The organism is Nitrospira sp. (assembly GCA_029194535.1).
In the GTDB taxonomy this organism is placed as follows: Bacteria; Nitrospirota; Nitrospiria; order Nitrospirales; family Nitrospiraceae; genus Nitrospira_C.
The window spans coordinates 1,837,470-1,859,700 of the sequence record JARFXR010000001.1; the positions used below are offsets into that span (position 1 = coordinate 1,837,470).

The 22,231-nt window shown below is 57.7% G+C and carries 21 protein-coding genes, 1 tRNA gene and 2 riboswitches; of the genes, 20 read left to right on the forward strand and 2 right to left on the reverse strand.

Features of this window, described 5'->3' with window-relative positions; all coding sequences use genetic code 11:
* The 14 genes from hpt to P0111_08505 all read left to right on the forward strand — a co-directional run bounded on the left by hpt (nucleotide 1) and on the right by P0111_08505 (nucleotide 12,676).
* A complete protein-coding gene (gene hpt / locus P0111_08440; GenBank protein MDF0644046.1) occupies nucleotides 1-540 on the forward strand; it encodes a hypoxanthine phosphoribosyltransferase in 540 nt (179 codons plus the stop codon).
* A 100-nt stretch (nucleotides 541-640) separates the two neighbouring features.
* Entirely contained in the window at nucleotides 641-2,452 is a 1,812-nt protein-coding gene (gene ftsH, locus P0111_08445; GenBank protein MDF0644047.1) for an ATP-dependent zinc metalloprotease FtsH, read from the forward strand.
* Nucleotides 2,453-2,709: 257 nt separating this feature from the next.
* Entirely contained in the window at nucleotides 2,710-3,519 is an 810-nt protein-coding gene (folP, locus tag P0111_08450; protein MDF0644048.1) for a dihydropteroate synthase, read from the forward strand.
* Nucleotides 3,512-4,861, forward strand: a complete 1,350-nt coding sequence (gene glmM / locus P0111_08455) for a phosphoglucosamine mutase (GenBank protein MDF0644049.1) — start codon at nucleotides 3,512-3,514, stop codon at nucleotides 4,859-4,861. Before folP ends, glmM begins: the two co-directional genes overlap by 8 nt.
* Nucleotides 4,862-4,903: 42 nt before the next feature.
* Entirely contained in the window at nucleotides 4,904-7,438 is a 2,535-nt protein-coding gene (locus tag P0111_08460) for a DNA internalization-related competence protein ComEC/Rec2 (protein MDF0644050.1), read from the forward strand.
* 206 nt (nucleotides 7,439-7,644) lie between these two features.
* Nucleotides 7,645-7,830 carry a hypothetical protein gene (locus tag P0111_08465; GenBank protein MDF0644051.1) on the forward strand — a complete coding sequence of 62 codons (186 nt, stop codon included), beginning with the start codon at nucleotides 7,645-7,647 and terminating at the stop codon, nucleotides 7,828-7,830.
* A gap of 167 nt (nucleotides 7,831-7,997) precedes the next feature.
* Nucleotides 7,998-9,017, forward strand: coding sequence for an S-methyl-5-thioribose-1-phosphate isomerase (mtnA, locus tag P0111_08470; protein ID MDF0644052.1), 1,020 nt, complete (start codon nucleotides 7,998-8,000; stop codon nucleotides 9,015-9,017).
* A gap of 107 nt (nucleotides 9,018-9,124) precedes the next feature.
* Nucleotides 9,125-9,544: a nucleoside-diphosphate kinase gene (gene ndk / locus P0111_08475; GenBank protein MDF0644053.1), complete on the forward strand. Its 420-nt coding sequence runs from the start codon at nucleotides 9,125-9,127 to the stop codon at nucleotides 9,542-9,544.
* 16 nt (nucleotides 9,545-9,560) lie between these two features.
* Nucleotides 9,561-9,947, forward strand: coding sequence for a glycine cleavage system protein GcvH (gene gcvH / locus P0111_08480; GenBank protein ID MDF0644054.1), 387 nt, complete (start codon nucleotides 9,561-9,563; stop codon nucleotides 9,945-9,947).
* Nucleotides 9,948-10,120: 173 nt separating this feature from the next.
* The gene (locus P0111_08485; protein ID MDF0644055.1) at nucleotides 10,121-10,318 is read left to right on the forward strand and encodes a hypothetical protein; all 198 of its coding nucleotides are present in this window, start codon (nucleotides 10,121-10,123) and stop codon (nucleotides 10,316-10,318) included.
* On the forward strand, nucleotides 10,318-10,776 hold the full coding sequence (locus tag P0111_08490) for a helix-hairpin-helix domain-containing protein (GenBank protein ID MDF0644056.1): 459 nt from the start codon (nucleotides 10,318-10,320) through the stop codon (nucleotides 10,774-10,776). Before P0111_08485 ends, P0111_08490 begins: the two co-directional genes overlap by 1 nt.
* The gene (tyrS, locus tag P0111_08495) at nucleotides 10,773-11,984 is read left to right on the forward strand and encodes a tyrosine--tRNA ligase (GenBank protein MDF0644057.1); all 1,212 of its coding nucleotides are present in this window, start codon (nucleotides 10,773-10,775) and stop codon (nucleotides 11,982-11,984) included. The genes P0111_08490 and tyrS overlap by 4 nt, the downstream gene beginning before the upstream one ends.
* Before the next feature lie 52 nt (nucleotides 11,985-12,036).
* Nucleotides 12,037-12,111 (forward strand) — tRNA-Gly (locus tag P0111_08500).
* A 250-nt stretch (nucleotides 12,112-12,361) separates the two neighbouring features.
* Nucleotides 12,362-12,676 (forward strand): hypothetical protein, encoded by a 315-nt coding sequence (locus P0111_08505; GenBank protein MDF0644058.1) that lies wholly within the window; start codon nucleotides 12,362-12,364, stop codon nucleotides 12,674-12,676.
* A 101-nt stretch (nucleotides 12,677-12,777) separates the two neighbouring features.
* On the opposite strand, the gene rpmB is transcribed toward P0111_08505, so the two are convergent.
* Both rpmB and P0111_08515 read right to left on the reverse strand, forming a co-directional pair.
* Nucleotides 12,778-12,969 carry a 50S ribosomal protein L28 gene (rpmB, locus tag P0111_08510; GenBank protein MDF0644059.1) on the reverse strand — a complete coding sequence of 64 codons (192 nt, stop codon included), beginning with the start codon at nucleotides 12,967-12,969 and terminating at the stop codon, nucleotides 12,778-12,780.
* Nucleotides 12,970-13,121: 152 nt separating this feature from the next.
* A complete protein-coding gene (locus tag P0111_08515; GenBank protein MDF0644060.1) occupies nucleotides 13,122-14,528 on the reverse strand; it encodes a hypothetical protein in 1,407 nt (468 codons plus the stop codon).
* Nucleotides 14,529-14,714: 186 nt separating this feature from the next.
* A riboswitch (cobalamin riboswitch) is annotated at nucleotides 14,715-14,908 on the forward strand.
* A 183-nt stretch (nucleotides 14,909-15,091) separates the two neighbouring features.
* Between P0111_08515 and P0111_08520 the strand changes: the two genes are divergently transcribed.
* From P0111_08520 to P0111_08545, 6 genes are all read left to right on the forward strand, one after another.
* Nucleotides 15,092-16,105, forward strand: a complete 1,014-nt coding sequence (locus tag P0111_08520; GenBank protein MDF0644061.1) for a cobalamin-binding protein — start codon at nucleotides 15,092-15,094, stop codon at nucleotides 16,103-16,105.
* Between the two features lie 68 nt (nucleotides 16,106-16,173).
* The gene (locus tag P0111_08525) at nucleotides 16,174-17,256 is read left to right on the forward strand and encodes an iron ABC transporter permease (protein ID MDF0644062.1); all 1,083 of its coding nucleotides are present in this window, start codon (nucleotides 16,174-16,176) and stop codon (nucleotides 17,254-17,256) included.
* Complete coding sequence (locus P0111_08530) at nucleotides 17,253-18,143, forward strand: ABC transporter ATP-binding protein (GenBank protein ID MDF0644063.1); 891 nt, start codon at nucleotides 17,253-17,255, stop codon at nucleotides 18,141-18,143. The genes P0111_08525 and P0111_08530 overlap by 4 nt, the downstream gene beginning before the upstream one ends.
* Nucleotides 18,144-18,153: 10 nt before the next feature.
* Nucleotides 18,154-18,924 carry a carbon-nitrogen hydrolase family protein gene (locus P0111_08535; GenBank protein ID MDF0644064.1) on the forward strand — a complete coding sequence of 257 codons (771 nt, stop codon included), beginning with the start codon at nucleotides 18,154-18,156 and terminating at the stop codon, nucleotides 18,922-18,924.
* A 147-nt stretch (nucleotides 18,925-19,071) separates the two neighbouring features.
* Nucleotides 19,072-19,199, forward strand: a riboswitch (cobalamin riboswitch).
* Nucleotides 19,200-19,244: 45 nt separating this feature from the next.
* Entirely contained in the window at nucleotides 19,245-21,314 is a 2,070-nt protein-coding gene (locus tag P0111_08540) for a TonB-dependent receptor (GenBank protein ID MDF0644065.1), read from the forward strand.
* 313 nt (nucleotides 21,315-21,627) lie between these two features.
* The gene (locus P0111_08545) at nucleotides 21,628-22,221 is read left to right on the forward strand and encodes a cob(I)yrinic acid a,c-diamide adenosyltransferase (protein MDF0644066.1); all 594 of its coding nucleotides are present in this window, start codon (nucleotides 21,628-21,630) and stop codon (nucleotides 22,219-22,221) included.
* The last annotated feature ends 10 nt before the right edge of the window (nucleotides 22,222-22,231 follow it).

Below are 22,231 nucleotides of genomic sequence, written 5' to 3' on the forward strand. Positions count from 1 at the left end.
ATGGAGCGAATCTTCGGTCGCCCGATTGTGACCCAGGAAGAGATGCGGACGCGCATCAAGGAACTCGGCAAACAGATTACGGCCGACTACGTCGGAAAGGACTTTGTTCTGGTGGGAGTCCTCAAGGGGGCCTATGCGTTCTATGCGGACTTGGCCCGCGCCATCCGGATACCGATGCGCGTCGACTTTCTCGTCGTCACCAGCTACGGGTCACGGGCGAGAACGTCCGGCAAGGTCAAGATTGTCACGGAGTTGACGGAAGACATCCAGGGGAGGGACGTCCTGTTAGTGGAAGACATCGTCGATTCGGGGCTCACCGCCCAATATTTGGTCAAGACGTTGGCGAAGAAGAAACCGCGATCGATCAAGGTCTGCACGTTATTGAGCAAGCCGGAACGGCGAACGGTCGACGTGGCGCTGGACTATGTGGGATTCAAGATTCCGAACCAGTACGTGGTCGGGTACGGACTGGATTACCAGCAGAAATATCGGAACCTGCCGTATCTGGCCGTCTTGGATATGGAGGGAGAACAGGAATAGAGAACCCGCGGCGGTTGTCACCCTCGGCGCCCCTGTGGTAACATCTCAAAAGTTCAGAGTATTTCTCACCGCTCGATGGTGATCCCACAAGGAGTACCGGATGAACTCCAGGGCGAAAAATCTTCTCTTCTGGGTCGTGGTCGGCCTGTTCATGATTTTGCTGTTCAATTTGTTCAGCGTGCCCACCCATGCTCCCGAAGAGGAGGTCATTTTCAGCGACTTCATGGCGAAGCTCGACAAGGGCGATATCGAGAAAGTCATCATTAAATCCAGCCATGTCAGCGCCGTGCTGAAGGATAAGACCCGCATCAGAACCTACACGGCGGAATATCCGGATTTTGTCAAAGTTTTGCGAGAGAAGGGGGTGCAGATCGAGGCTAAACCGCCTGATGAAAGCCCGTGGTATATCACCTTCCTCGTGACGTGGGGTCCCTTCGTACTGTTCCTGGGCCTATGGTTTTTCCTGATGCGCCAGATGCAAATCGGGGGGAACAAGGCGCTGTCCTTCGGCAAGAGCCGGGCGAGGATGCTGACCGAAGAGCGGAAAAAAGTCACATTCTCGGATGTTGCCGGAATCGATGAAGCCAAGGAAGAAGTGCTGGAAATCATCGAGTTCCTGAAGGATCCGCGAAAGTTTCAGAAACTCGGCGGACGCATTCCCAAGGGCGTCTTGATCGTCGGGCCTCCCGGCACCGGCAAGACCCTGCTGGCCAAGGCGATCGCCGGGGAAGCCGGTGTGCCGTTCTTCAGCATCAGCGGATCCGACTTCGTGGAAATGTTCGTGGGAGTCGGAGCGTCCCGAGTTCGCGATTTGTTCGAACAGGGGAAGAAGCACGCGCCGTGCATCATCTTTATCGACGAAATCGACGCCGTCGGTCGGCTCCGGGGGGCCGGTTTGGGCGGCGGTCACGATGAGCGGGAGCAAACGCTCAACCAGCTGCTCGTTGAGATGGACGGTTTCGATACGACCGAGGGCGTCATCCTCATCGCAGCTACGAATCGGCCGGACGTGCTGGATCCTGCGCTTCTCCGCCCGGGCAGGTTTGACCGGCAGGTCGTGGTCAATCGTCCCGATTTGAGGGGGCGGTGCGAAATCCTCAAGGTGCATACCAAGAAAGTTCCGATTGCTCAGGACGTCGAACTGGAAAAGATCGCCAGGGGAACTCCCGGCTTCTCCGGCGCCGACCTGGAAAATCTGGTCAATGAGGCGGCGCTCTGGGCTGCTCGACAGAATAAGAAGGAAGTCGCGACGGTCGATTTCGAGATGGCGAAGGACAAAGTGCTCATGGGCGCGGAGCGCAAGAGCATGATTTTAAGCGACGAAGAAAAGCGCACGACGGCCTACCATGAAGCCGGCCACGCGCTGATGGCCAAGCTCCTGCCGGGCACGGATCCGGTGCACAAAGTGACGATCATCCCGCGCGGCCGGGCGTTGGGGGTCACCATGCAATTGCCCACCGATGATCGGCACAACTACTCCAAGGATTTTTTGTACAACAATCTGGCCATCCTCATGGGCGGCCGGGTTGCGGAAGAGCTGATCTTGAAGCACATTACGACCGGCGCCGGCAACGACATCGAACGGGCGACCGATTTGGCCAGGAAAATGGTCTGTGAATGGGGGATGAGTGAAAAGCTGGGTCCTCTCACCTTTGGCCGCAAGGAAGAGGAAATCTTCCTGGGCCGAGAACTGACCACGAAACGGGATTTCAGCGATCAAGTCGCCTTGGAAATCGACCTTGAAATCAAGCGGCTCGTTACGGAAAACTACGAACGAGCCAAACGGCTCTTGACCGAGCATATGTCGAGTCTCAAAGCGTTGGCGGAAGCCCTCTTGGAAAAGGAGGTGCTTGATGCGCCGGAGATCGATCATATTCTGATGCAATCTTCCTCACAGACGGTTCCTGCCTAGGCTCCGCTGAGTCTTTCGGCTGCTTCACGGGCGCTGGAGTGGCCGAAGGACGTCAACCCGGCGGAACCAACGAGTTGGTGGGCCGAGATTCATGTCCACCACCTATTTCGTACGATTGTATTTCATGACCCGATGTGCAAGGCTGTGCCTCGCACTGGCTTTGCACGGGTGAATGTCGTCCGACCAGCGCCGGCAAGCAACCGATGGAATTGCACGCGGGAGATCGGGTGATCGCATGGCAGGAGCATCCCCTAGTCATGGGGATTCTCAATGTCACACCCGATTCGTTCTTCGACGGAGGTCGATTCGTCGATCCCGAGGCTGCGGTCTCTCATGCCGTACGGCTGGCGGAGGAAGGGGCGGACCTGTTGGACATCGGCGCCGAATCGACGAGGCCGGGGTCCGATTCCGTTGACGAGGAGGAAGAACGGCGCCGCCTCATTCCCGTCGTCGCAGCGGTTGCCAAGGCGGTGACGATTCCGATCTCGGTCGATACGTCGAAAGCATCGATCGCCCAGGCGGCGATCGATGCCGGGGCGGTCATCGTCAACGATGTGACCGCGATGCGCGGGGATCCGGCCATGCCGGGTGTGATTGCGCAAAGCCGAGCCGGCGTGGTCCTGATGCACATGCAAGGCGCGCCTCGGACCATGCAACAGGCTCCCTGTTACCGTGATGTGGCCCAGGACATATCCACCTTCTTTGCCGACCGCCTGCAGTACGCGGCCGACAGATTGATCTCCAGAAGCTGCATCATTCTTGATCCGGGCATCGGATTTGGTAAGCTCCTGAGGGATAATCTGGATCTGCTGGCTGGGCTACGAAGTTTCGCGCGGTTCGAATGTCCAGTGTTGGTGGGGGTCTCTCGGAAAGCGTTCATCGGCACGCTCACTGGTCGTCCGGTTGAAGACCGTGGGTGGGGGACGGCGGCGGCCGTGGCCTTGGCCGTGGAGCATGGGGCACAAATCCTTCGGGTTCACGACGTTGGGGCGATGCGGGACGTAGTGAGAGTCGCCACGGCGATTGCCCGACGACAGCACTTATCATTGCGGGAACAACATGCGTAAACTGTTCGGCACAGACGGAGTCCGCGGGGTTGCCAATCTTGAACCGATGACGAGCGAAACGGCCATGCAGTTGGGGCGCGCCGCTGCGCATCTGTTCATGCGTCGCGCGGGCCGCCATCAAATCGTCATCGGCAAGGATACGAGAGTGTCGGGTTACATGCTGGAATCGGCCTTGACGTCCGGCATCTGCTCCATGGGCGTGGATGTCCTGCTCGTCGGACCGATGCCCACTCCGGCCATCGCGTTTCTGACCCGCAGCCTGCGGGCGGATGCCGGGGTCATGATCTCCGCATCCCACAATCCTTATCAAGACAACGGCATCAAGTTTTTCTCCAACGAGGGATTGAAGCTGCCGGACGATATGGAGGCCAGAATCGAACAGTTGATCGTCTCCGACGAAATCGCCCATCTGCGCCCGACCGCCGATGCGATCGGCAAAGCCTTCCGAATTGACGATGCTGAAGGGCGATATATCGAGTTCGTCAAACGGTCGTTGCCCAAGGAGTTGGATTTTCAGGGTATCAAGCTGGTCGTCGATTGTGCCAATGGGGCGGCCTACAAAGTGGCTCCGGCTGTGCTCCGCGAGCTCGGCGCGAAGGTTCAAGTGATCGGCAACAAGCCGGACGGGATGAATATCAACGCCGGGTGCGGGGCCGTTCATCCGGATCCGCTCCGACAGGCCGTGCTGCAGCACGGGGCGGATGTCGGTGTAGCTCTGGATGGAGACGCCGACCGAGCCATCTTCGTCTGCGAGCAAGGGACGGTCATCGACGGCGATCACATTATGGCCGCTCTGAGCCTGGATCTCCATGAGAACGGAAAGCTGGCCGAGAAGACCGTCGTGGGAACCGTCATGAGCAACTTCGGACTGGAGAAAGCGATGGCCCAGGCCGGCATCACCCTGGTGCGAACGGCTGTCGGCGACCGGTATCTGCTCGAGCGGATGCTGGCAGACGGATATAACTTCGGCGGGGAGCAGTCGGGCCACTTCATTTTCCTTGACCACAATACGACGGGAGACGGCCTTATTTCGGCGTTGCAGGTGCTCTCGCTGATGAAACGCACGCAGCGGCCCCTGTCTGAACTGGCCAAAGCGATGACGGCGGTGCCGCAGGTGTTACTCAACGTGAAGGTCTCGAGAAAGCCGGACTTGGATTCGGTGCCAGACCTGCAGAGCGCGATCGGTGAGAGTGAGCGCAAGCTCAACGGAACCGGTCGCGTGGTCGTCAGATACTCCGGGACGGAGCCGCTGCTGCGGATCATGATCGAAGGCGAGCAGGACAGGGTTATCCGTCAAGAGGCTGATCGATTGGCGCAGGTGGTGAAGACGCACATCGGATAATCGCTCTTGCCAGGCACGGCATGCCTGCCCCGACGGGAGTTCATGCTGCCAGCGCTGACTGCCGCGTTGATCGCGGGTCTCGTCCTCGGATCGTTCGTCTCTTACTTCCCTCTTTCCATCTCCTGCTTCTTGATCCTGGTGGCGGTTGCGGCCTCACTGTCCAGCCGGACCGATCCTATCCTCAGACGGCGGACGACCTGTCTTTTCATAGCGGTACTGGGCGGCATGGTGTACTGGTCGATCAGAGCCGAGGGCGCAACCGTCATCAACCGCCTTTCCGGGCAGGGTGAGCAGACTCAGGAGATCGTGGGAAGAATCGTCGCCCCCGTCCAGCAGGGCCCCGATCGTTCGGTGCTCGTGGTGGCACCCGATACCGTGGCACCCAGGGACGTGATCTCGGGGAGAATCCGGGTGACCTGGCGGGGACCGGATAGGATGTTGTTCCAGGGAGACCGGGTCCGTTTCTTCGCCAAACTCCGACCCCCGCATGGAACCCTCAATCCCGGAGGGTTCGACTACCGCGCCTATCTCGAGCGGCACCGGGTCGAGGCGGTCACCTCGGTGGTCGGGCCGGACAGCATCGTCTTGCTGGAATCCGGAAGCGCATCCAATTGGTGGGGAGTCTGGAACCAGTTCGATCGCTGGCGTGGAGATATCCGCTCGGCGGGGATCCGCAGCCTTGCACAGCCTGAACTGGGAATCTTCTTGGGAATCGTTCTGGGTGATCGGGGCTATCTCGACGACGATCTTCGTGATCAATTTATGGCCACCGGAACGGTGCATCTTCTCTCCATTTCCGGCAGTCATCTCGGGCTCGTCGCCCTGCTGATTCTAGTATCGACCAGACAGGCACTGCTATGGCTTCCCGCTGAGTGGCTGTTGAGGCTGTCGCGCCGCTTCACCCCGACGCGCCTTGCCGCCATGGCCACCGTCCCTCCCGTCATCTGGTACACGTGCCTTGCCGGCGCGGAACTCGCGACGGTGCGATCGCTGGTGATGGTGCTCGTGGCCTTATTGGCCAGATGGCTGGCATATGATCACAAGATTTTTCATGCGCTGGCGTTCGCGGCGCTGCTGATTGTTCTGCATGATCCTCAAACGCTGTACGACATTTCATTCCAGCTGTCGTTTCTGTCCGTTCTGGCGATCGCCTGGTGGCTGACATGGGCGGAATCCGACGGCCTGACTATCGAGGCCGACCCGACGCCGATACGAGCCGGGCTACGCTGGGGAAGAGACGCCGTCGTGATGAGTGCGGTGGTGACGCTCGTCACGCTTCCACTTGTCGCATTCTATTTCAATCAGTTGCCCTGGCTGGGTATGGTCACGAATCTCGTCGCAGTTCCGCTGATGGGATTCGTCCTTGTCCCGATCGGCTTGGTTGCGGCGATCGGGCACTTGCTGGTGAACGGCAGCGAATTGCCGCTGGCGGCGGTCCTTCAGTGGCTGATGTGGGTATTTGTCGATGGTCTGCGATGGATGGCCGGGGTACCGTTCGCCGACTGGCACGTCGCGGCTCCTTCGGGACCGTCCATGCTGCTGTTCTATGGATGCATGGCGATGCTGATCTGGAAATTCCCATCTATCCTTGTGCGGCGTTCGGCTTGTCTGGTGATGGCGATGCTCGTGTTGTGGTGGGCCTGGTCACCGCGCCTCACATGGCGGGCCGACGGTTTTCGGGTCATGTTTCTGGACGTGGCACAGGGTGACAGCGCCGTGCTTGAGCTTCCCGGAGGGGAGGTCGTGTTGATCGACGGTGGGGCCAGCTTTGAGCGATTCGATATGGGACGAGCGATCGTGGGACCATATTTGTGGAACAGGGGGATCAGAACGATCGACCATGTCATCGGCACACACCCTCAATTGGATCATGTGGGAGGATTGACGTGGGTGCTTCGGCACTTTTCCGTTGGACGCTACTGGGGTACGGGAGTCGTTCGCGAGGAGGAGTTTTACCGACGCTTGGAGCAGGCTCTGGCCGCACAAGGCTTGTCCGAGCGCCATGCACGGGAAGGGGAAGAATTGCTGTTCTCCGAGGGGTGCCGGATCTTGATTGAGAATCCTCCCGAATCGGTCACGCCGCAGTCTTCGGTACGTTACGGACCGAAAGCAGGGCAGAGTCTCAACAATGATTCGGTGGTCGCGCGCCTGAACTGCAGGGGGCATTCCGTCCTCTTTGCTGCCGATGTCGAGCAGAGTGCGTTGTCGAGATTGCGGGCCGGCCATCGAGAGCCTGTGGAGGTGTTGAAGGTGCCGCATCATGGAGCGCAGAGTTCATTGAATCGGGAATGGATCGCGTCATTGCGACCCACGTATGCCGTGATTTCAGTCGGACAGAATAACCCCTACGGCCATCCGGCCGCGGCTGTGCTCGATGCGTACCGGTCGCAGGGAATTCCAATTCTTCGCACTGACCGGGACGGCGGCGTGTGGATCACTGGCAGCCGTCCGGAAACGGCCCTCGTCGTGCGTACGACGCGAGCTAGTCGGATCCGACCCGCAACGCTCAACTGCTTATGGGATTCTGAGAAGACGAACTGGAACCACCTGTGGGAACAGTGGAGCCAACGGATCTGAACGCAGGATCTGCAGAGTTCACGTACATCACCGTACACTTCCGTGGTTTACTCGACGAAATTGGCTGCCTCTGCTGAGGGGCAATCGGCGGCCATTGGCTATAAGTCCTCAATTTCATTCGTGGCGACTCTGAACCTGCCAAGGCATAGTGCGTGCACAGCGGGAGATGATTTTCCGACGGCCGCGTCCCTTTCAAGGAGTGAGCAATGCCGAAACTCGTACGAATCGTTATTCAACTGCCGGTTGAATTGAAGACACAGCTCGACGCCCTCAAGCAGCAGGGGTATACCACCAGCGGGTTTATTCGAGCCATGTTGGAGCGGGAGTTGGCCAAGCCGGAGGATGAGACGAGCAATGTCCTTCCCATGGTCAAGAGGGCCAACAGCCGCTAGGTCGCAGGTCATCCTTTCTTACTTCTTATCAACTCCCTCCAACCGCGTTTCGCAGTCCTGACGTGTAAACAAGCCAATCCGCGCTTCTGACGGCCCGTATCGCCGGTGTTCCGCTTGCCTCTTGCACTCGTGCGTCGTTCTCGCTACAACAGCTGATGGTTCCCACCGTGACATGGGATGAGGGTGCCATTCGATTGCTCGACCAGAGTCGACTTCCTGAGCATGTCGAGCTTCTCGAGTGTCGGGATGTCGAATCGGTTGCTCGAGCCATCCGAGAACTGAAAGTCCGGGGGGCGCCGGCGATCGGCGTAACAGCTGCCATGGGGGTTGCTCTTGGAGCCCAGCTGAGCGCCGCAGAGGATTATCCCCAGCTGGAAAAAGACCTTGGTAGGGTCTGCGAGCAGCTTGCGGCGACCAGGCCCACGGCTGTGAATTTGTTCTGGGCCATCGAGCGGATGAAGCGAAAGCTCGACGAGCTTCGGGGACAGCCGATTTCCTCGATCAAGACCGGATTAGTTCGAGAATCTCAAAGCATTCTTGAAGAGGATATCGCCCTCTGCAAGGCCATGGGTCGGCACGGATCCCGTTTGGTGGGTGATGGACAGACGGTTCTGACTCATTGCAACGCGGGCGCGTTGGCGACCGCCGGATACGGAACAGCCTTGGGTGTCATTCGGGCGGCGTGGGAGGAGGGGAAGCGGATTCAGGTGATTGCCGGCGAGACCAGGCCCGTTCTGCAAGGAGCGAGACTCACCGCATGGGAGCTGATGCAGGACGGTATCCCGGTTACGCTTATCACGGACAGCATGGCAGGTACCATGATGCGGCAAGGCAAAATACATCTCTGCATCGTGGGCGCGGACCGGATCGCGGCCAACGGGGACGTCGCGAACAAGATCGGTACCTACTCGGTCGCCGTACTGGCTCAGGCGCATGGTATTCCGTTCTATGTTGCCGCACCCTATTCGACCATCGACCTCAGGACATCTTCCGGGAACGACATCGTCATCGAGCAGCGGAATCCGCAAGAAGTGACGACCGTGCTCGGTGGTCATCTCATCGCCCCGAAAGGCGTGTCGGTCTATAACCCTGCGTTCGATGTGACGCCTGCGAAATTCATCGCCGGTATCATCACAGAACGAGGGGTTTTCAAGCCAGGCGAGGTGCTCCGTCAATTCTCCGGATAAGCGGAGTCAGTCTTGCAACTCACCGGACGCGCCCCTATAATGGCCCAGAAATTTTCGGCCTTGCCACTGATGAGACGCGTATCAGAATTGGAGGAAGACGTTTTACAATGAGTGAGCGAACGCTGGCAATCATCAAGCCTGATGCGGTCAAAAAACACGTGATCGGGGACATCATCTCGCAGTATGAGCAAGCCGGGTTGCGGCCGGTCGCCGTGCGGATGCTGGTCATGGGCAAAGCGACAGCGGAAGGATTCTATGCTGTGCACCGGGCCAGACCCTTCTTCGACAGTCTGTGTACGTTCATGTCGTCCGGTCCCGTCGTGGTGTTGGTGTTGAAGGGCGAGAATGCCATCAAGAAGAATCGCGATCTCATGGGCGCGACAGATCCGGCGAAGGCCGAAAAGGGCACGATTCGCGCGAAACACGGGTCGAACATTGAAAACAATGCGGTACATGGGTCCGATTCGCCCGATACGGCCAGCGTGGAAATCGCCTATTTTTTCCCCGAAATGAATGTAATGGAGTAACCGGACCCTGCCGCCCATGATACCGTCCGAGCTTCGATACCATAAAGAGCATGAATGGGTTCGCGTGAAAGGGACCGAGGCTACAGTTGGGATCAGCCATTTTGCACAGGATGCCCTCGGCGACATCGTATTTGTCGATCTGCCGAAAGCCGGAACGGTGATCACCGCCGGCCAGCAGATCGGCGAAGTCGAGTCGACCAAGACAACTTCGACGATCTACACGCCGGTAAGCGGGACCATTGCCCAGGTCAACGTCGACCTGAAGGATCATCCCGAGCTGGTCAACAGTGATCCGTACGGCAAAGGGTGGTTGATCGTCGTGCACCTCTCGGAGCCGGATGACGTCGAGAAGCTGATGACCTCGTCCCAGTACGAATCATATCTCGCAAGCCAGAAGCACTAAGTTTTCTCTCATGTCCAAGCGCATCGTGAACCTCGGCGCCGGCCCTGGAGGGTACGTTGCCGCAATGCGAGCCGCTCAGCTCGGCGCTCGAGTGACCGTCGTGGAGGCTCAGGCGCTCGGCGGAGTATGTCTGAATTTGGGGCTGAATTCCGAGCAAGGCGCCATCGGCCGTCGTGAAACTCGACGACAAGATCCGATCCCATGCCGCGGATCTCATCCGTGAAGCGGCGTTGGCCATGGAGGTTGGCGCAGCTGTGATTCAGGTTGCCGACATGATCCACGCTCATCCGACGATGGCAGAAGGAGTGCTGGAAGCGGCAGACGAGTCGGTGCGCGGAGCCATTTATCAGGTCCGAAATCGGGCGAGTTGATGATTGTCTCATTGTTGGTCAAAGTGGTAATGGTCGCGCTCACCATGGGCGTGATCTTTTGGATCGGATGGGCCGTCCCGCAGCCGGAATCCGACAGCGTGCTTGCGCTGTCGAAAGAGGTTGCCCCAGCGCTCCACGCCGAAGGACCTGCCGACGCGGGTCCGATTCCAGGCCCGATTGGACAAACCGCCGAATCGATGAAGCGGTCCTCGGTGCCGAAAGTGGCCGGGAAGGTTGATCTGAACCGGGCGACGGAGAAGGATTTGGAGTTGCTTCCCGGCATCGGAGCGGTTCTGGCCGGCCGGATTGTGAAGTATCGGCAGGATGTCGGCTCCTTTAGCCGCGTCGAGGACCTGCGCGACGTGAAAGGCATCGGAAAGAAGAAGTTCGACAAGATCAAGAATCTGGTCCAGGTGACGGTCCGGAAACCGGAAGGGGATGGAAAGATTTCTGCATGAGTGAACTGGCACGGCAACTCGATCTGATTCTTCGCGGGACGGTCGAAGTGATTCAGCAGGCCGAATTGGAGTCCAAGCTCAGCCGTGCGCTGGCCGCCAATCGGCCATTGCGGGTGAAAGCCGGCTTCGACCCGACCGCGCCAGATCTGCATCTCGGGCATACCGTCCTGATTCACAAGTTGAAGCATTTCCAGGATCTCGGACACGAAGTGATTTTCTTGATCGGCGACTTTACGGGGATGATCGGAGATCCCACGGGCGTATCTGAAACCAGAAAAGCGCTCACCAGAGACCAGGTTCTGGCCAATGCTGCGACCTACGAAAGGCAAATCTTCAAGCTCTTGAATCCCAAGAAGACGACCATCGAATTCAACAGTCGATGGATGGGTGCGATGACCGCCGCAGAATTGGTCGAACTCGCCGCGCATTATCGCGTTGCCCGGATGATGGAACGAGACGATTTTCAGAAGCGCTATCAGGAGCAGAAACCTATTAGTGTTCATGAATTTCTCTACCCGCTTGTCCAAGGATACGACTCGGTCGTCCTTAAGGCCGACGTGGAGTTGGGGGGGACCGATCAGAAATTCAATCTGCTCGTCGGCCGTGACCTGCAGCGTGACTATGGTCAAGAGCCACAAGCCGTGCTTACGATGCCGCTGCTGGAGGGAGTCTCCGGTGGCAAGAAGATGAGCAAGAGTCTCGGCAACTATGTGGGACTGGAAGATCCACCAGGGGAGATGTTCGGGAAGATCATGTCGGTCAGCGACGAACTCATGATCCGGTACTATGACGTGCTGACTACCGAAGATCTGGCCGCGGTCAAGATGTCGCATCCGATGGAGGCCAAACAGAGCCTGGCGCAGTATATCGTTGCGCTCTACCACGGAGAGGAGGCTGGCCGCGCCGCTCGAGAATCGTTCCAGGCGAAATTTCAGGATCGGGAGTTTCCCAGTGAACCGGATGTGCGTCTCAAGGTGACCAAAGAGGATCTGAACGAGGACGGGACGATCGGTCTTGTCGATCTTGTCTCCATGACGCGGTTGCTGGCGAGCAAAAGCGAGGTGCGCCGGCTCATCATTCAAGGAGGGATCGAGGTGGAGGGACTCAAGCAGAGCGATGCGAATACCGTGCTGACGCTCAATCCTGGGACCACCTACCGGGTTAAAGTAGGAAAAAGGAAATTTGCGCTGATCGAGGTGCTGTCGTAGAGGCGGCGTTCTTGACTTGAATCGCCGGAGCGGCGTAGGATCCGTTCCAAGGGCGGGCGTAGCTCAGTGGTAGAGTCCTAGCTTCCCAAGCTAGTTGTCGTGGGTTCAAATCCCATCGCCCGCTCCAAACAAAGCTTGCTCGACGTGGCGCCTGTCGGTAGATCTTTGCGATGGGTTAAACACCTCCTCTGACTGGTTTACTGATTGACCCTATCGCGGGTGGACTCTGCGCTTTATCGTAATTGCGCTGAGCGGATCGATACCTCAAGTGCTGCGGGCCCTCGCGTTCAGACCTTCACTACCTGCTCAGTTCCAATGATCAAATTCAACTATGTCCCACCGCCGGTATCCCATCTCTTTTACAGAAAGGATCTGCCGTGACTCGAAGTCAATACGCTCTCTTGCTTGCAGCGGTTTTCTTGGGAAACGCGATGGGTGCGGCTTTGGGCGGTATGATCTTCGAGGTGAGCAGCGCGGGCGCCGAAAAGGCCAAGGGCATCAACGCCGAGGAGTTTCTCCTGTTGGATCAAAACGGCAAGGCGCGGGCCGGCCTAGGGCTCGACCCTCAGGGGGAAGTGGGATTTATCCTGACCAGCAGAGATGGGAACAAGAAATTGGCCCTGTCGCCCGACGAGCCGCTCGCCATCAAGCTCAGCGATCGTTCCGGCCGCGTGCTCTGGTCCGCCCCTTAGCGAGGGTGGAGAATACAGCCTGAGAATGCCAAACCGAAGTCGACGTGACGTCTGGGACTGGAGGGAAACTCTCAGAGGATTTTTACCGCACGACCGGTCGGCTAGACGGCCTTTTTGACCAATCCGCTCCGTAAACAACGCGTACAGACACGAATCCGTTTCGCGGAACCATCGACGATGGCCCGCACCCGTTGCAGATTGGGATTGAACGAGCGCTTGGTCTTGTTGTTCGCATGACTGACGTTGTGACCGGTCTGATGCCGCTTCAGGCAGATATCGCAGGCGAATGCCACGGGAGGCTCCTTAGGCTAGGTCAAGGTGATCAGAGACGTGAAAATCTACCACAGAGCCCATGGATGTGACAAGCCTGGACGGGAGGTGGAGTTTTGGACAGGTCGCTGTTGGCCGGGATCGAATCAGGGCGGGGTGGACGATAGCGGCCCCGTTACAGCTGAGCGCCCTTACCCGTGGCGGTTCGGGGTGCCGGACCAACGAGCGCAGGAGCCGTGATGTCAAACGATGCGTCCGCTCCGTCGTCAAGCCGATCTTTCCCGACGCTGTAGATTTTTTGCTGAGTCTGACTCCACAGCATCGGCAATCCCGTGAACGGGTCGAAGTACTGCGAGCCGACCTCGGCGAGTCTGGTCGGTACCGCGATCGTGCCGCTCGGACGTCGCAATTTGATTTGGAGTGATGCGAGACGGAGCCGGGCGTCGGTTTCCATCAATTGATGGCGAAAAATATTCCAGTCCGGCTCGGGCGGCGCGGGATTCAACATGCTCTCCAAAAATCCGCGGTGAACATTGCCGGAAGTCTGGTGTAAGGCAGGCAGCGATCCCTCTCCGGTTCCTGAGGCCTTCATGATTGCTTCATAGTATCCCGCATATATTTCGTCCGTCTGTCGAGTGCCGAAGGAATGGCCAAGAACAGACGAAGGCCGGGGATGTTCAATTTTCGCAAAAGCACTGTCCGGAAGCTGTGCCGTGGCAATAAGCCAATCACGTTCGGGATTGCTCACAATCGTCGAATCCTTTGCGGGGGCGGGACGACTTTGCGCCTCTCGGCCCGCGACCGCCAACTGGTGTCGAATCGGCCACCGGAGGGAATATTCTGACGAGGTCAGCGGAACCATGAGTTGCAAGGCGGTGACTAGAAACGCCTTATCTACGACAGATCGTGAAACCATTCTCGAAATCAATTTCGCGTCGTCTTGAACGACGAATTGAGCGGCGACCGTCATGTCGGGCGTCGTCGCCTCGCGAAGCACCATTCGCCAAAACACCAGCTCTTTGGTCAAGCGGTCCAACCCGACAGCCGAGGACCGTGAGAATCCGTCGGCAACGTACAATCGATGGGCGAGCATCGTCTCTGTGAACCTCGGCGTCGCGCGCTGGCCGAACCCGCGATCCTCGAACAACATTTGCAGGCAGTGATCGTACCGTGTCAGAAGAAGACCGTGTTGCGAAGTCCAGGTCTTGACCGGGGTGCTCTTGTCGCGAAATGCATTGACCGGATCCTCCGCATCCCAGAGGGGAAATGCTTGTCCAAGCGGGAGCGCGACCTGGAGGTCGAGTCGTCCCGGTTTGTCATAGTCGAATCGGCGACCGTCCGACATCTCGCGCGCTTCGACCCAGAGCTCATAGCCGACTTTCCCAGGATCGAGCGTAGGGGAGGAGGTCAGTCCCAGCAGGAAGAAGTAGGCATTGCGATAGGGATCGGTAAGCCGGACGGCAGGAGGCTCGGCCAAGTGGGCCAGCGGGGAGACGCCGGATGGATTGTTCGAGAGACCAATCAATGACGTGACTTGGAACAGAATCCAGAGGGTCGCCAGCGCAATGATCAGGTGTTTCATGGCCGCCTACTGAGAGAGAGGTTCTAAGCGGATTCCGGTAGCATTCCGAAGTGCAGCAAAGCCCATGCCCGACCACATCCGCTACGAATTGCCCAGGTTGTTAGCTGTTTCAGCGTGCCTTCCTCTGTCGGCTAGAGGCTGTGGGAATTGCCGTTCACAATGCGGACAATATTGAACTTGACAAGTTTTGTCCCTCTCTCCTAGAGTGCCCCCTCACATAACCTTCAGGTAAGGGAAGAGGGTGCAAATCCCTCGCGGTCCCGCCGCTGTCAGTGGGGACGAAACCCGCGAAAACCACTGTCCAACTCATTTGGATGGGAAGGCGTGGGGAGTAGGGTGAACCATAAGCCAGAAGACCTGCTTGGAGGAGTACCAACTGTTCTCTCGTGGGCTGGGGAACGGGCGAGGATGAAGAAGCGGGTGCAATCCTCAGGGTCGTCACTAGGCCTTGAGGATTTTTTATTTTCCGCACATTGATCCGCTTCCTGCGTCCAGTTCATTCGGCTGTGACACTCCGGTGGATTCGTCCGGTTCTCCATCGGATGTTGAGGCTCGGTCGGAACGTGCGGAGCAATCGCACCCCGTCGTTTCGAGGCTATGTCCTTGGATGCCTGAGCATCCTCATTGTGGTGTCCGTCTCGGACGATGGTCTGAGCGAAGCCTATGGGAGTTCCGTTGTGAAGCGTCGACAGCAGGGCATTCTCACCGGAATGCCATTCATGGCCAATATCATGCCACGGACATTCGTGGACGATGCCGGAAGAAAACTCTACATTGCGAAGCCGCCTACACGGGTTGTGTCGCTCGCCCCGAGCATCACGGAAATGCTGTTCGCCCTGGGGCTTGATGAGCAGATTGTCGGCGTCACGGAGCTTTGCAACTATCCATCGGCCGCCTTGTCCAAACCAAAGATCGGATATGCTCGTCCCAATATTGAAACGCTGGTCGCGCTTCGACCCGATATGATTGTGGCGCCGCAGGAGTTTCTCCGTGCCGACATACTGGCCAAGCTGGAAGAGCTGAGAATTCCCGTCTTCCTCGTTGAGGCGAAGACGATCGGCGATATCCTGATGCAGATCCAGAGCCTGGGAAAAATATTCAACAAGGTGAAGATGTCCGATGCGATCACGGGGACCATGCGGGATCGTATGGCCCGAGTGACGAAACGGGTCGCAACCTCGAAAGAAAAGCGCGTGCTCTATGTACTCAATAGTCATCCGCTGATCACCGTGGGACCGGGAAGTTACATCCATCACATGATCGGGCTAGCAGGTGGGATCAATGTGGCACGAAGCAGCGAGTCTCCCTATCCAAGTCTCAGTCTGGAAACGGTGTTGCAGGAAGACCCGGAGGTCCTCATTTTTCCCGTCGGATCCGTCGAGAGTATTCCGAAGAGTGAGCAGGACGAATGGAACCGTTGGAAAAGCCTGTCGGCCGTTCGGAACCGACAGCTCCTCGAAGTGTCATCAGATGCCCTCAATCGTCCCGGGCCTCGTGTGGTGGAAGGACTGGATCTCCTCGCTCGAGCCATTCACCCCGAGGCGTACCTCTCAGACGAAGCCCATCCCTCGCCATGATATTGCCATCAGATCCTTCTGTACCTTCCTCATCGGCCGGCATTCCTACCTCATTGCCAGAACCGAAAATGCTGCCATTTGACCTCGCCGATGACGAGGTGTTTCGAAAGTCCACGGTGGGCACGGGACGCTGGATCACGATCATCGCCGTTCTCTCGGCTTCGGCCGTCCTCTCCGCGATCGTGTGCCTCCAGTTCGGAGCACGATTCGTCGGAGTACACGACATGTTGCGTCTCCTCTTTCTGGCGCCTGGAGAAAGCGGCGATGCTGCCGGCGATCTCGACACTGTGACAACGATCCTGCTGTATGTCCGTTTGCCGAGAGTCGTGTTGGGATTCCTCGTTGGTGGCTGTCTGGCGACTGTTGGGGTTGCTGTGCAGGCGCTGCTGCGCAATCCATTGGCCGATCCCTACGTGCTCGGTGTGTCGAGTGGGGCGGCCCTCGGTGTATCCGTCGCTGTCCTGTTCGGAGTGGGCTCGACCATATTACCGGTCGTCGTCTTACCGCTCTGCGGGTTCGCCGGTAGCCTCGTGGCGTTGCTGGTGATTTATCAGATCGCGGCAAGCGATGGCCGATTGCCGATCTACAGCGTCTTACTGGCCGGCGTCATACTCAACGCCGTCCTATCGGCCCTCATCATGTTTATTACCTCAATTATGGACCCCAACCGCTCCTTCGGCATGATGATCTGGCTCATGGGGTCGCTTACGGCTCCCGCCATTCCTACATTGCTGGTGTTTTCCCTTTACGTACTTGTCTGTCTCGGTTTCCTACTCAAACAGGCCAGGGTGCTGAACATCGTGGCATTCGGTGATGAACAGGCACGGTCGCTGGGGATTGATACGGAACGGACCAAGCGACACATTTTTCTGGTTTCGGCACTGATGACCGGAGCGGTCGTTTCCGTCAGCGGAATGGTGGGCTTCATCGGCATGGTCGTCCCCCATGTGGTGCGTCTCATCGTCGGAGCCGACCACCGCCTCGTGATGCCGGCCGCGGCGTTGGTCGGCGGGACGTTCTTGATGGTCGCTGATACCTTCGCCCGCACCGTTCTTTTGCCATCCGAGCTACCGGTGGGAATCATGACGGCGCTGGTGGGCGGACCGTTCTTTGTCTCTCTCCTCATCCGGCGAAAGGATCGAATGTTGTGACGGTTCCTGTCGAACGAGATTTCAGCGGTGATCGAGCGGAGTCTGTCAAGGACGAGCCACTCCATGTCTATCATCTTCGCAATGTGCGATTTCACTACGGACGTCGCGATTCGGACGCTCCTCGCTGGACCTTGCAAGACGTCAGCTTTCTTGTGGAGCCTGGAGAGATGCTTGCCATTGTCGGCCCGAATGGATCAGGCAAGACATCGTTGCTGAAGCTGCTGGCGAAGATCGTTCCGCAGCAACAAGGAACCATCACGCTCTTCGGGAACCTCCTCTCTAAACTGAGGCAGGACGATGTCGCTCGAGACGTCGCATTTGTTCCGCAGGATACGTCTCAGAGCTTCCCTTTCACCGTGGCCGAAACGGTCCTCATGGGACGATTCCCTCATCGGCACCGAAGGCCGTGGCATCTGGGATTTGGGTGGGATAGCCAGGACGATCGCACCATTGCGCGGCAGGCGATGGTGACCATGGATGTTTGGAAGCTGGCCACACGTCCGGTGACGGAATTGTCTGGCGGGGAACGACAGCGTGCGGTGATCGCTCGATCGCTCGCCCAAGATCCGCGAGTGCTCTTGCTCGATGAACCCACTGCCTTTCTTGACCTTCAACACCAGATCGAGATTTGTGCCCTGTTGCTCCGGCTCAAGCGGGCGCGTGGCCTGACTCTCGTCTTGGTGTCTCATGACTTAAATTTGGCCAGTCAGTATTGCGACCGGGTGCTGCTCTTGGATCAGGGGCGAGTCGTTCGGCTCGGCTCCCCGACTGAGGTCATTCAGCGGGACGTGTTGGAAAGCGTGTATCGGTGCCGAGTCCTTGTGGATCCCCATCCGCTTTCAGGACTGCCCCGTGTGACGCTGCCAAGTCGCAATATGGTGATGTAGGCGGATGCGGATGAGGTTCGGAAAGATTGCCTTGCTCCATCTCCGCGTAGCACCGGGAGATGTTCAACGCGATCGGTCCGTGATTGTCGAGGCCGTGAAACATGCAGCCCGGGCCGGTGCGCAGTGGATTGTGACGCCTGAGCTTGCCGTCTGCGGACTGCAGTTTCCACAGGCCATCGGGACCGACTGGATTCAGCCACAACCGGACCAATGGACGGCGCGTTTCTGTCACCTCGTGAGAGAGCTGAAGCGGACGGTGTTTTTGTCCTGTCCGGAACGAGAGGGACGGAAGCTGTACAACTCCGTGTTCGTCATTGACCCGGCAGGTCAGATTATTGGCAAACATCGAAAGATCAACGTCAAGAGCGATTCTCTGTCCTGGTCTACTCCCGGCGAGAGCATTGCTCCCATAGAGTGCGACGGTGTCAAGGTTGGTGTCCTGATCTGCAGCGACGTGTATACGCGAAATCTCACGGATGCTCTCAAGATCGGAGGAGCACAATTGCTCATTTCGCCGGCATCCTGGGGACCAGGAATCCATGGTCCGAGCGGTGAGTGGGAGGAACGGACAAAGGAAACCGATCTTCCGTTATTCGTCTGTAATCGAACGGGAGGCGAGAAGACGCTCGACTTTGGAAGGGCTCCAAGTCTCGTGGTCAAGAATGGGAAGAGGGTTCTTTCACATGCGTCAGCGCGTTCCGCCGTCTTAACCTTTGACTGGGACTTCAATGCTATGGCCCCTCTCTCGACTGAATATCATGTCGAGTATTTCAGGGAATGATCCGTTGGTCTTGTTCCAAAGATTTGCTCGATAGCTAGCGGACCACGTGAACTAGGCGGAAAGAGGATGCACCCGCTCTTTCCGAGTGAGCAATAGGGTGAATCACATTCGTGCGGAGGGATTCACAAGGGGATAACCGTCAGCGCCGGGGAAGATGGTGTAAACCCATCACGGTGCCGCCACTGTAAGCGGGGAGCGACTTTGCGAATACGCCACTGTGGATGACATTCCATGGGAAGGTGCAGAGAAGCGATGAGCCGCGAGTCAGGAGACCCAACTGACGGAAGCCATAACACCCTTCGAGTCAAAGGGAGGTTGTCATGTCGTCGCGTTTCGGTTCATTCGTACTTCGAGCGCTGGTATTCACGCTCGGGATGTGTATTCCCCTTCACGCGGTATTCGCAGAGGAGATTGCGACAACGGATCCGCCAACAGCCCACGCTGCTGCCACTGAAGAGGGCACGCTGACTGATAGGCCGACGGTCCTTGAAGCTCCCGAGGTGGTGATCAGCGCCACAAAGACGGAAGTTCCCATCAAGCAAGTGACCAGCGCGGTCGAAATCATGACTGGCGAACAGATGGAGCAACGGAGAGTGAGAACCGTTGCGGAGGCGCTACGGTGGGCTCAAGGTCTAGCCGTCTTCCAAAGTGGAGGCCCGGGCACCAACGTCGGTGTGCGGATGCGCGGGGGAACACCCGAGCAGACCTTGGTGCTGATCGATGGCGCCATCGTCAACAGTGCGACGCTTGGATCGTACGATTTCGCCAATTTGACGAGCGACAACATCGAACGGATTGAAATTTTGCGTGGCAGCCAGGGCATGATGTGGGGATCCGACGCCATGGGCGGGGTGATCAACATTACCACGAAGCGAGGTCGAGAAACTCCGAACATCGGAGCCTTTGTCGAGTATGGGTCCTTTACGACGATTCGTGAGGGTGCGAACATCTCAGGGAAGAAAGGGGCATTCGATGTTGCCGCAACACTCACTCGCTGGGATGCGGCAAGCTTCTCCGCGATCAACTATCGGCGAGGGGCGAGCGAGCGGGATGGATTCCATAATTGGCAAGGGTCCGTCCGGCTGGGCGTTGATCTTCCGAAGGACGGGCGATTGGACTTTAACTTTCGGTGGATGAATAGCATCGTCAATTTCGATGGGGTTGCGTTCAATCCAATCACGTTCGGCTCTGATCCGGCCGATGTGCTCGGAGCAACATCAAAAAGCCAGCAGTTTGTTTATTCGGGCAGCTATCTGCAGCCCATCACGAATTGGTGGTCGCAAAAGCTGACTTTGGCGCGTGCCACGGAGAGTCTGATCTCACAGTCAGGGACGGTCGAGCGTAATCTCGTGACCGGGGCTGTGGGCGTACCCTTCGCGTTTAACTCAGAAATCAACACGACGAGCAACCGCATCGAATGGCAGCACGATTTTCAGATTGCCAAGCCCTTGGCGCTGACGGCGGGATATCAATTCCGCGAACAGATCGGAGAGAATTTCGATACCCTGGCCGGCACGACGACCATACCGAGTAAGAACATCAGCAGCAATGCGGGATTCGCCGAAGCCAAGTTAAACCTCTGGGATCGGTTGTTTGGAACGGCGGGCATCCGGCAGGATGAATATAACGTGTTCGGCAGTGCGACGACCTATCGCTTCACCGGAGGGTATCTGCATAAGGAAACCGGTACTAAGCTACGGGGCAGCTATGGGACTGGATTTCGGGCGCCGACGGTCAATCAGTTGTTCTTTCCCGATTTCGGCAACCCTAACTTACAGCCTGAACAGAGCAAGGGCATGGACGTGGCGTTAGACCAATCACTGTTCAACGATCGAGTAGTCCTCAGTGTGGGCTATTTCTGGAACCGGTATCAGAATCTTATCCTGTCGGTCTTCGATCCGGCCGGGTGCAATTTCACCACGTTTGGATTTTGCGCCCAAAACATCGGTGCAGCCAGAGCCGAGGGTATCGAGGCGAGCGCAAAGCTCCAAATCATGCGTGATCGACCGGGAATCAAGAGTTTGGATCTACAGTTTCAATATACGTACACCAGCACGGAAAACTTGACGAACAATGCTGATACGCGCTTACCGCAGTGGCCCTTGAATCAATGGTCAACGATTCTGAGCTATCAACCGATCGAATCGCTGCGAGCCAATTTGGAAGGCCGCTATGCGGGGCAGCGGTTCAGCGACGTGAGTAATCAGCTGTCGGTCCCGTCGTTCTACGTTTTCAACGCCTCTGCGACCTACAATGTCAGTAGAACCATTCAAGTTTATGGGCGGGCCGATAATATTTTTAATCAGAAGTATGAAGAAGTGTTGTACTTCGGCACTCCCATTCGATCGGTGTTCGGTGGGGTTCGAGTGAATTTTGACGTGCCGTTGTAGCTGCGGAAGGCATGTGGCCGGACTTGGCGAGCGCGTAGGGTGCCGCCAGGACCCTGGTCACGCATGAGCGGCTGCGCGAGGTTGTTCAGCTGGACGACATGCTGGGTCCGATCAGCAAGACGTGTGAGGCCTGCAGTCAGACATTCGAATGCGGACAATACCGTTGTTGGTGCGGGCATCTCGGCGTGACGGAACAGCAGATGGATTGGATCGAGCGGAAATTCAAGGATTGTCTCTGTCCAGTGTGTCTTCGGAAGGTGATCAGCGGAGTGCTGGGGCCCGGTCGTACTCCCGGCCCTCAATGAGGCATGGCATGCGCATTACGAAAGTCTATACCAGGACGGGAGATGCGGGGCAAACCAGGCTGGCCGGCGGGCAACAGGTTTGGAAAGACAGCCTCAGGGTAGAGGTCTACGGCACTGTGGATGAGCTGAACGCATCGGTCGGTCTTGTTCGAGCGATGAACGAGGAATCGGCTCTGGCGACGGATTCGGCAACACGGCTTGAAGAAGACCTTCGCTGGATCCAGAACAAGCTCTTCGATCTTGGCAGCATTCTGGCCACAGCGCCCGGTCAGTCCTTCAAGAACATGCCGACAATCACTGCGCAGGATGTCGTGAAACTAGAGCGAATGATCGACCGGTGCCAAAAGGATCTCGCTCCGCTCAAGGAATTTATCCTGCCGGGAGGAGGAAAAGTCTCAGCCACGCTGCATCAGGCCAGAACGATCTGTCGACGTGCCGAGCGGGTGTGCATTCGGCTGGCCAAGGAAGAAACGGTGGATCCGCAGATGAACAAATTCTTAAATCGCCTGAGCGATGCCTTGTTCGTGCTGGCTCGATGGGCGGCCAAGCAACGCGGAGAACCGGAGTTTCTCTGGGAGCGAGACCCGAAGGAATCCGGCTAGGGACAGCCAG

Excerpts from the sequence above, each read along its gene's own strand:
- P0111_08460 (MDF0644050.1), top strand. The coding sequence starts at position 4,904 with ATGCTGCCAGCGCTGACTGCCGCGTTGATCGCGGGTCTCGTCCTCGGA.
- P0111_08535 (MDF0644064.1), top strand. The coding sequence starts at position 18,154 with ATGAGGTTCGGAAAGATTGCCTTGCTCCATCTCCGCGTAGCACCGGGA.
- ftsH (MDF0644047.1), top strand. The coding sequence starts at position 641 with ATGAACTCCAGGGCGAAAAATCTTCTCTTCTGGGTCGTGGTCGGCCTG.
- P0111_08540 (MDF0644065.1), top strand. The coding sequence starts at position 19,245 with ATGTCGTCGCGTTTCGGTTCATTCGTACTTCGAGCGCTGGTATTCACG.
- P0111_08490 (MDF0644056.1), top strand. The coding sequence starts at position 10,318 with ATGATTGTCTCATTGTTGGTCAAAGTGGTAATGGTCGCGCTCACCATG.
- folP (MDF0644048.1), top strand. The coding sequence starts at position 2,710 with ATGGGGATTCTCAATGTCACACCCGATTCGTTCTTCGACGGAGGTCGA.
- P0111_08465 (MDF0644051.1), top strand. The coding sequence starts at position 7,645 with ATGCCGAAACTCGTACGAATCGTTATTCAACTGCCGGTTGAATTGAAG.
- P0111_08545 (MDF0644066.1), top strand. The coding sequence starts at position 21,628 with ATGCGCATTACGAAAGTCTATACCAGGACGGGAGATGCGGGGCAAACC.
- P0111_08525 (MDF0644062.1), top strand. The coding sequence starts at position 16,174 with ATGCTGCCATTTGACCTCGCCGATGACGAGGTGTTTCGAAAGTCCACG.
- P0111_08515 (MDF0644060.1), bottom strand. The coding sequence starts at position 14,528 with ATGAAACACCTGATCATTGCGCTGGCGACCCTCTGGATTCTGTTCCAA.
- ndk (MDF0644053.1), top strand. The coding sequence starts at position 9,125 with ATGAGTGAGCGAACGCTGGCAATCATCAAGCCTGATGCGGTCAAAAAA.
- glmM (MDF0644049.1), top strand. The coding sequence starts at position 3,512 with ATGCGTAAACTGTTCGGCACAGACGGAGTCCGCGGGGTTGCCAATCTT.
- gcvH (MDF0644054.1), top strand. The coding sequence starts at position 9,561 with ATGATACCGTCCGAGCTTCGATACCATAAAGAGCATGAATGGGTTCGC.
- hpt (MDF0644046.1), top strand. The coding sequence starts at position 1 with ATGGAGCGAATCTTCGGTCGCCCGATTGTGACCCAGGAAGAGATGCGG.
- tyrS (MDF0644057.1), top strand. The coding sequence starts at position 10,773 with ATGAGTGAACTGGCACGGCAACTCGATCTGATTCTTCGCGGGACGGTC.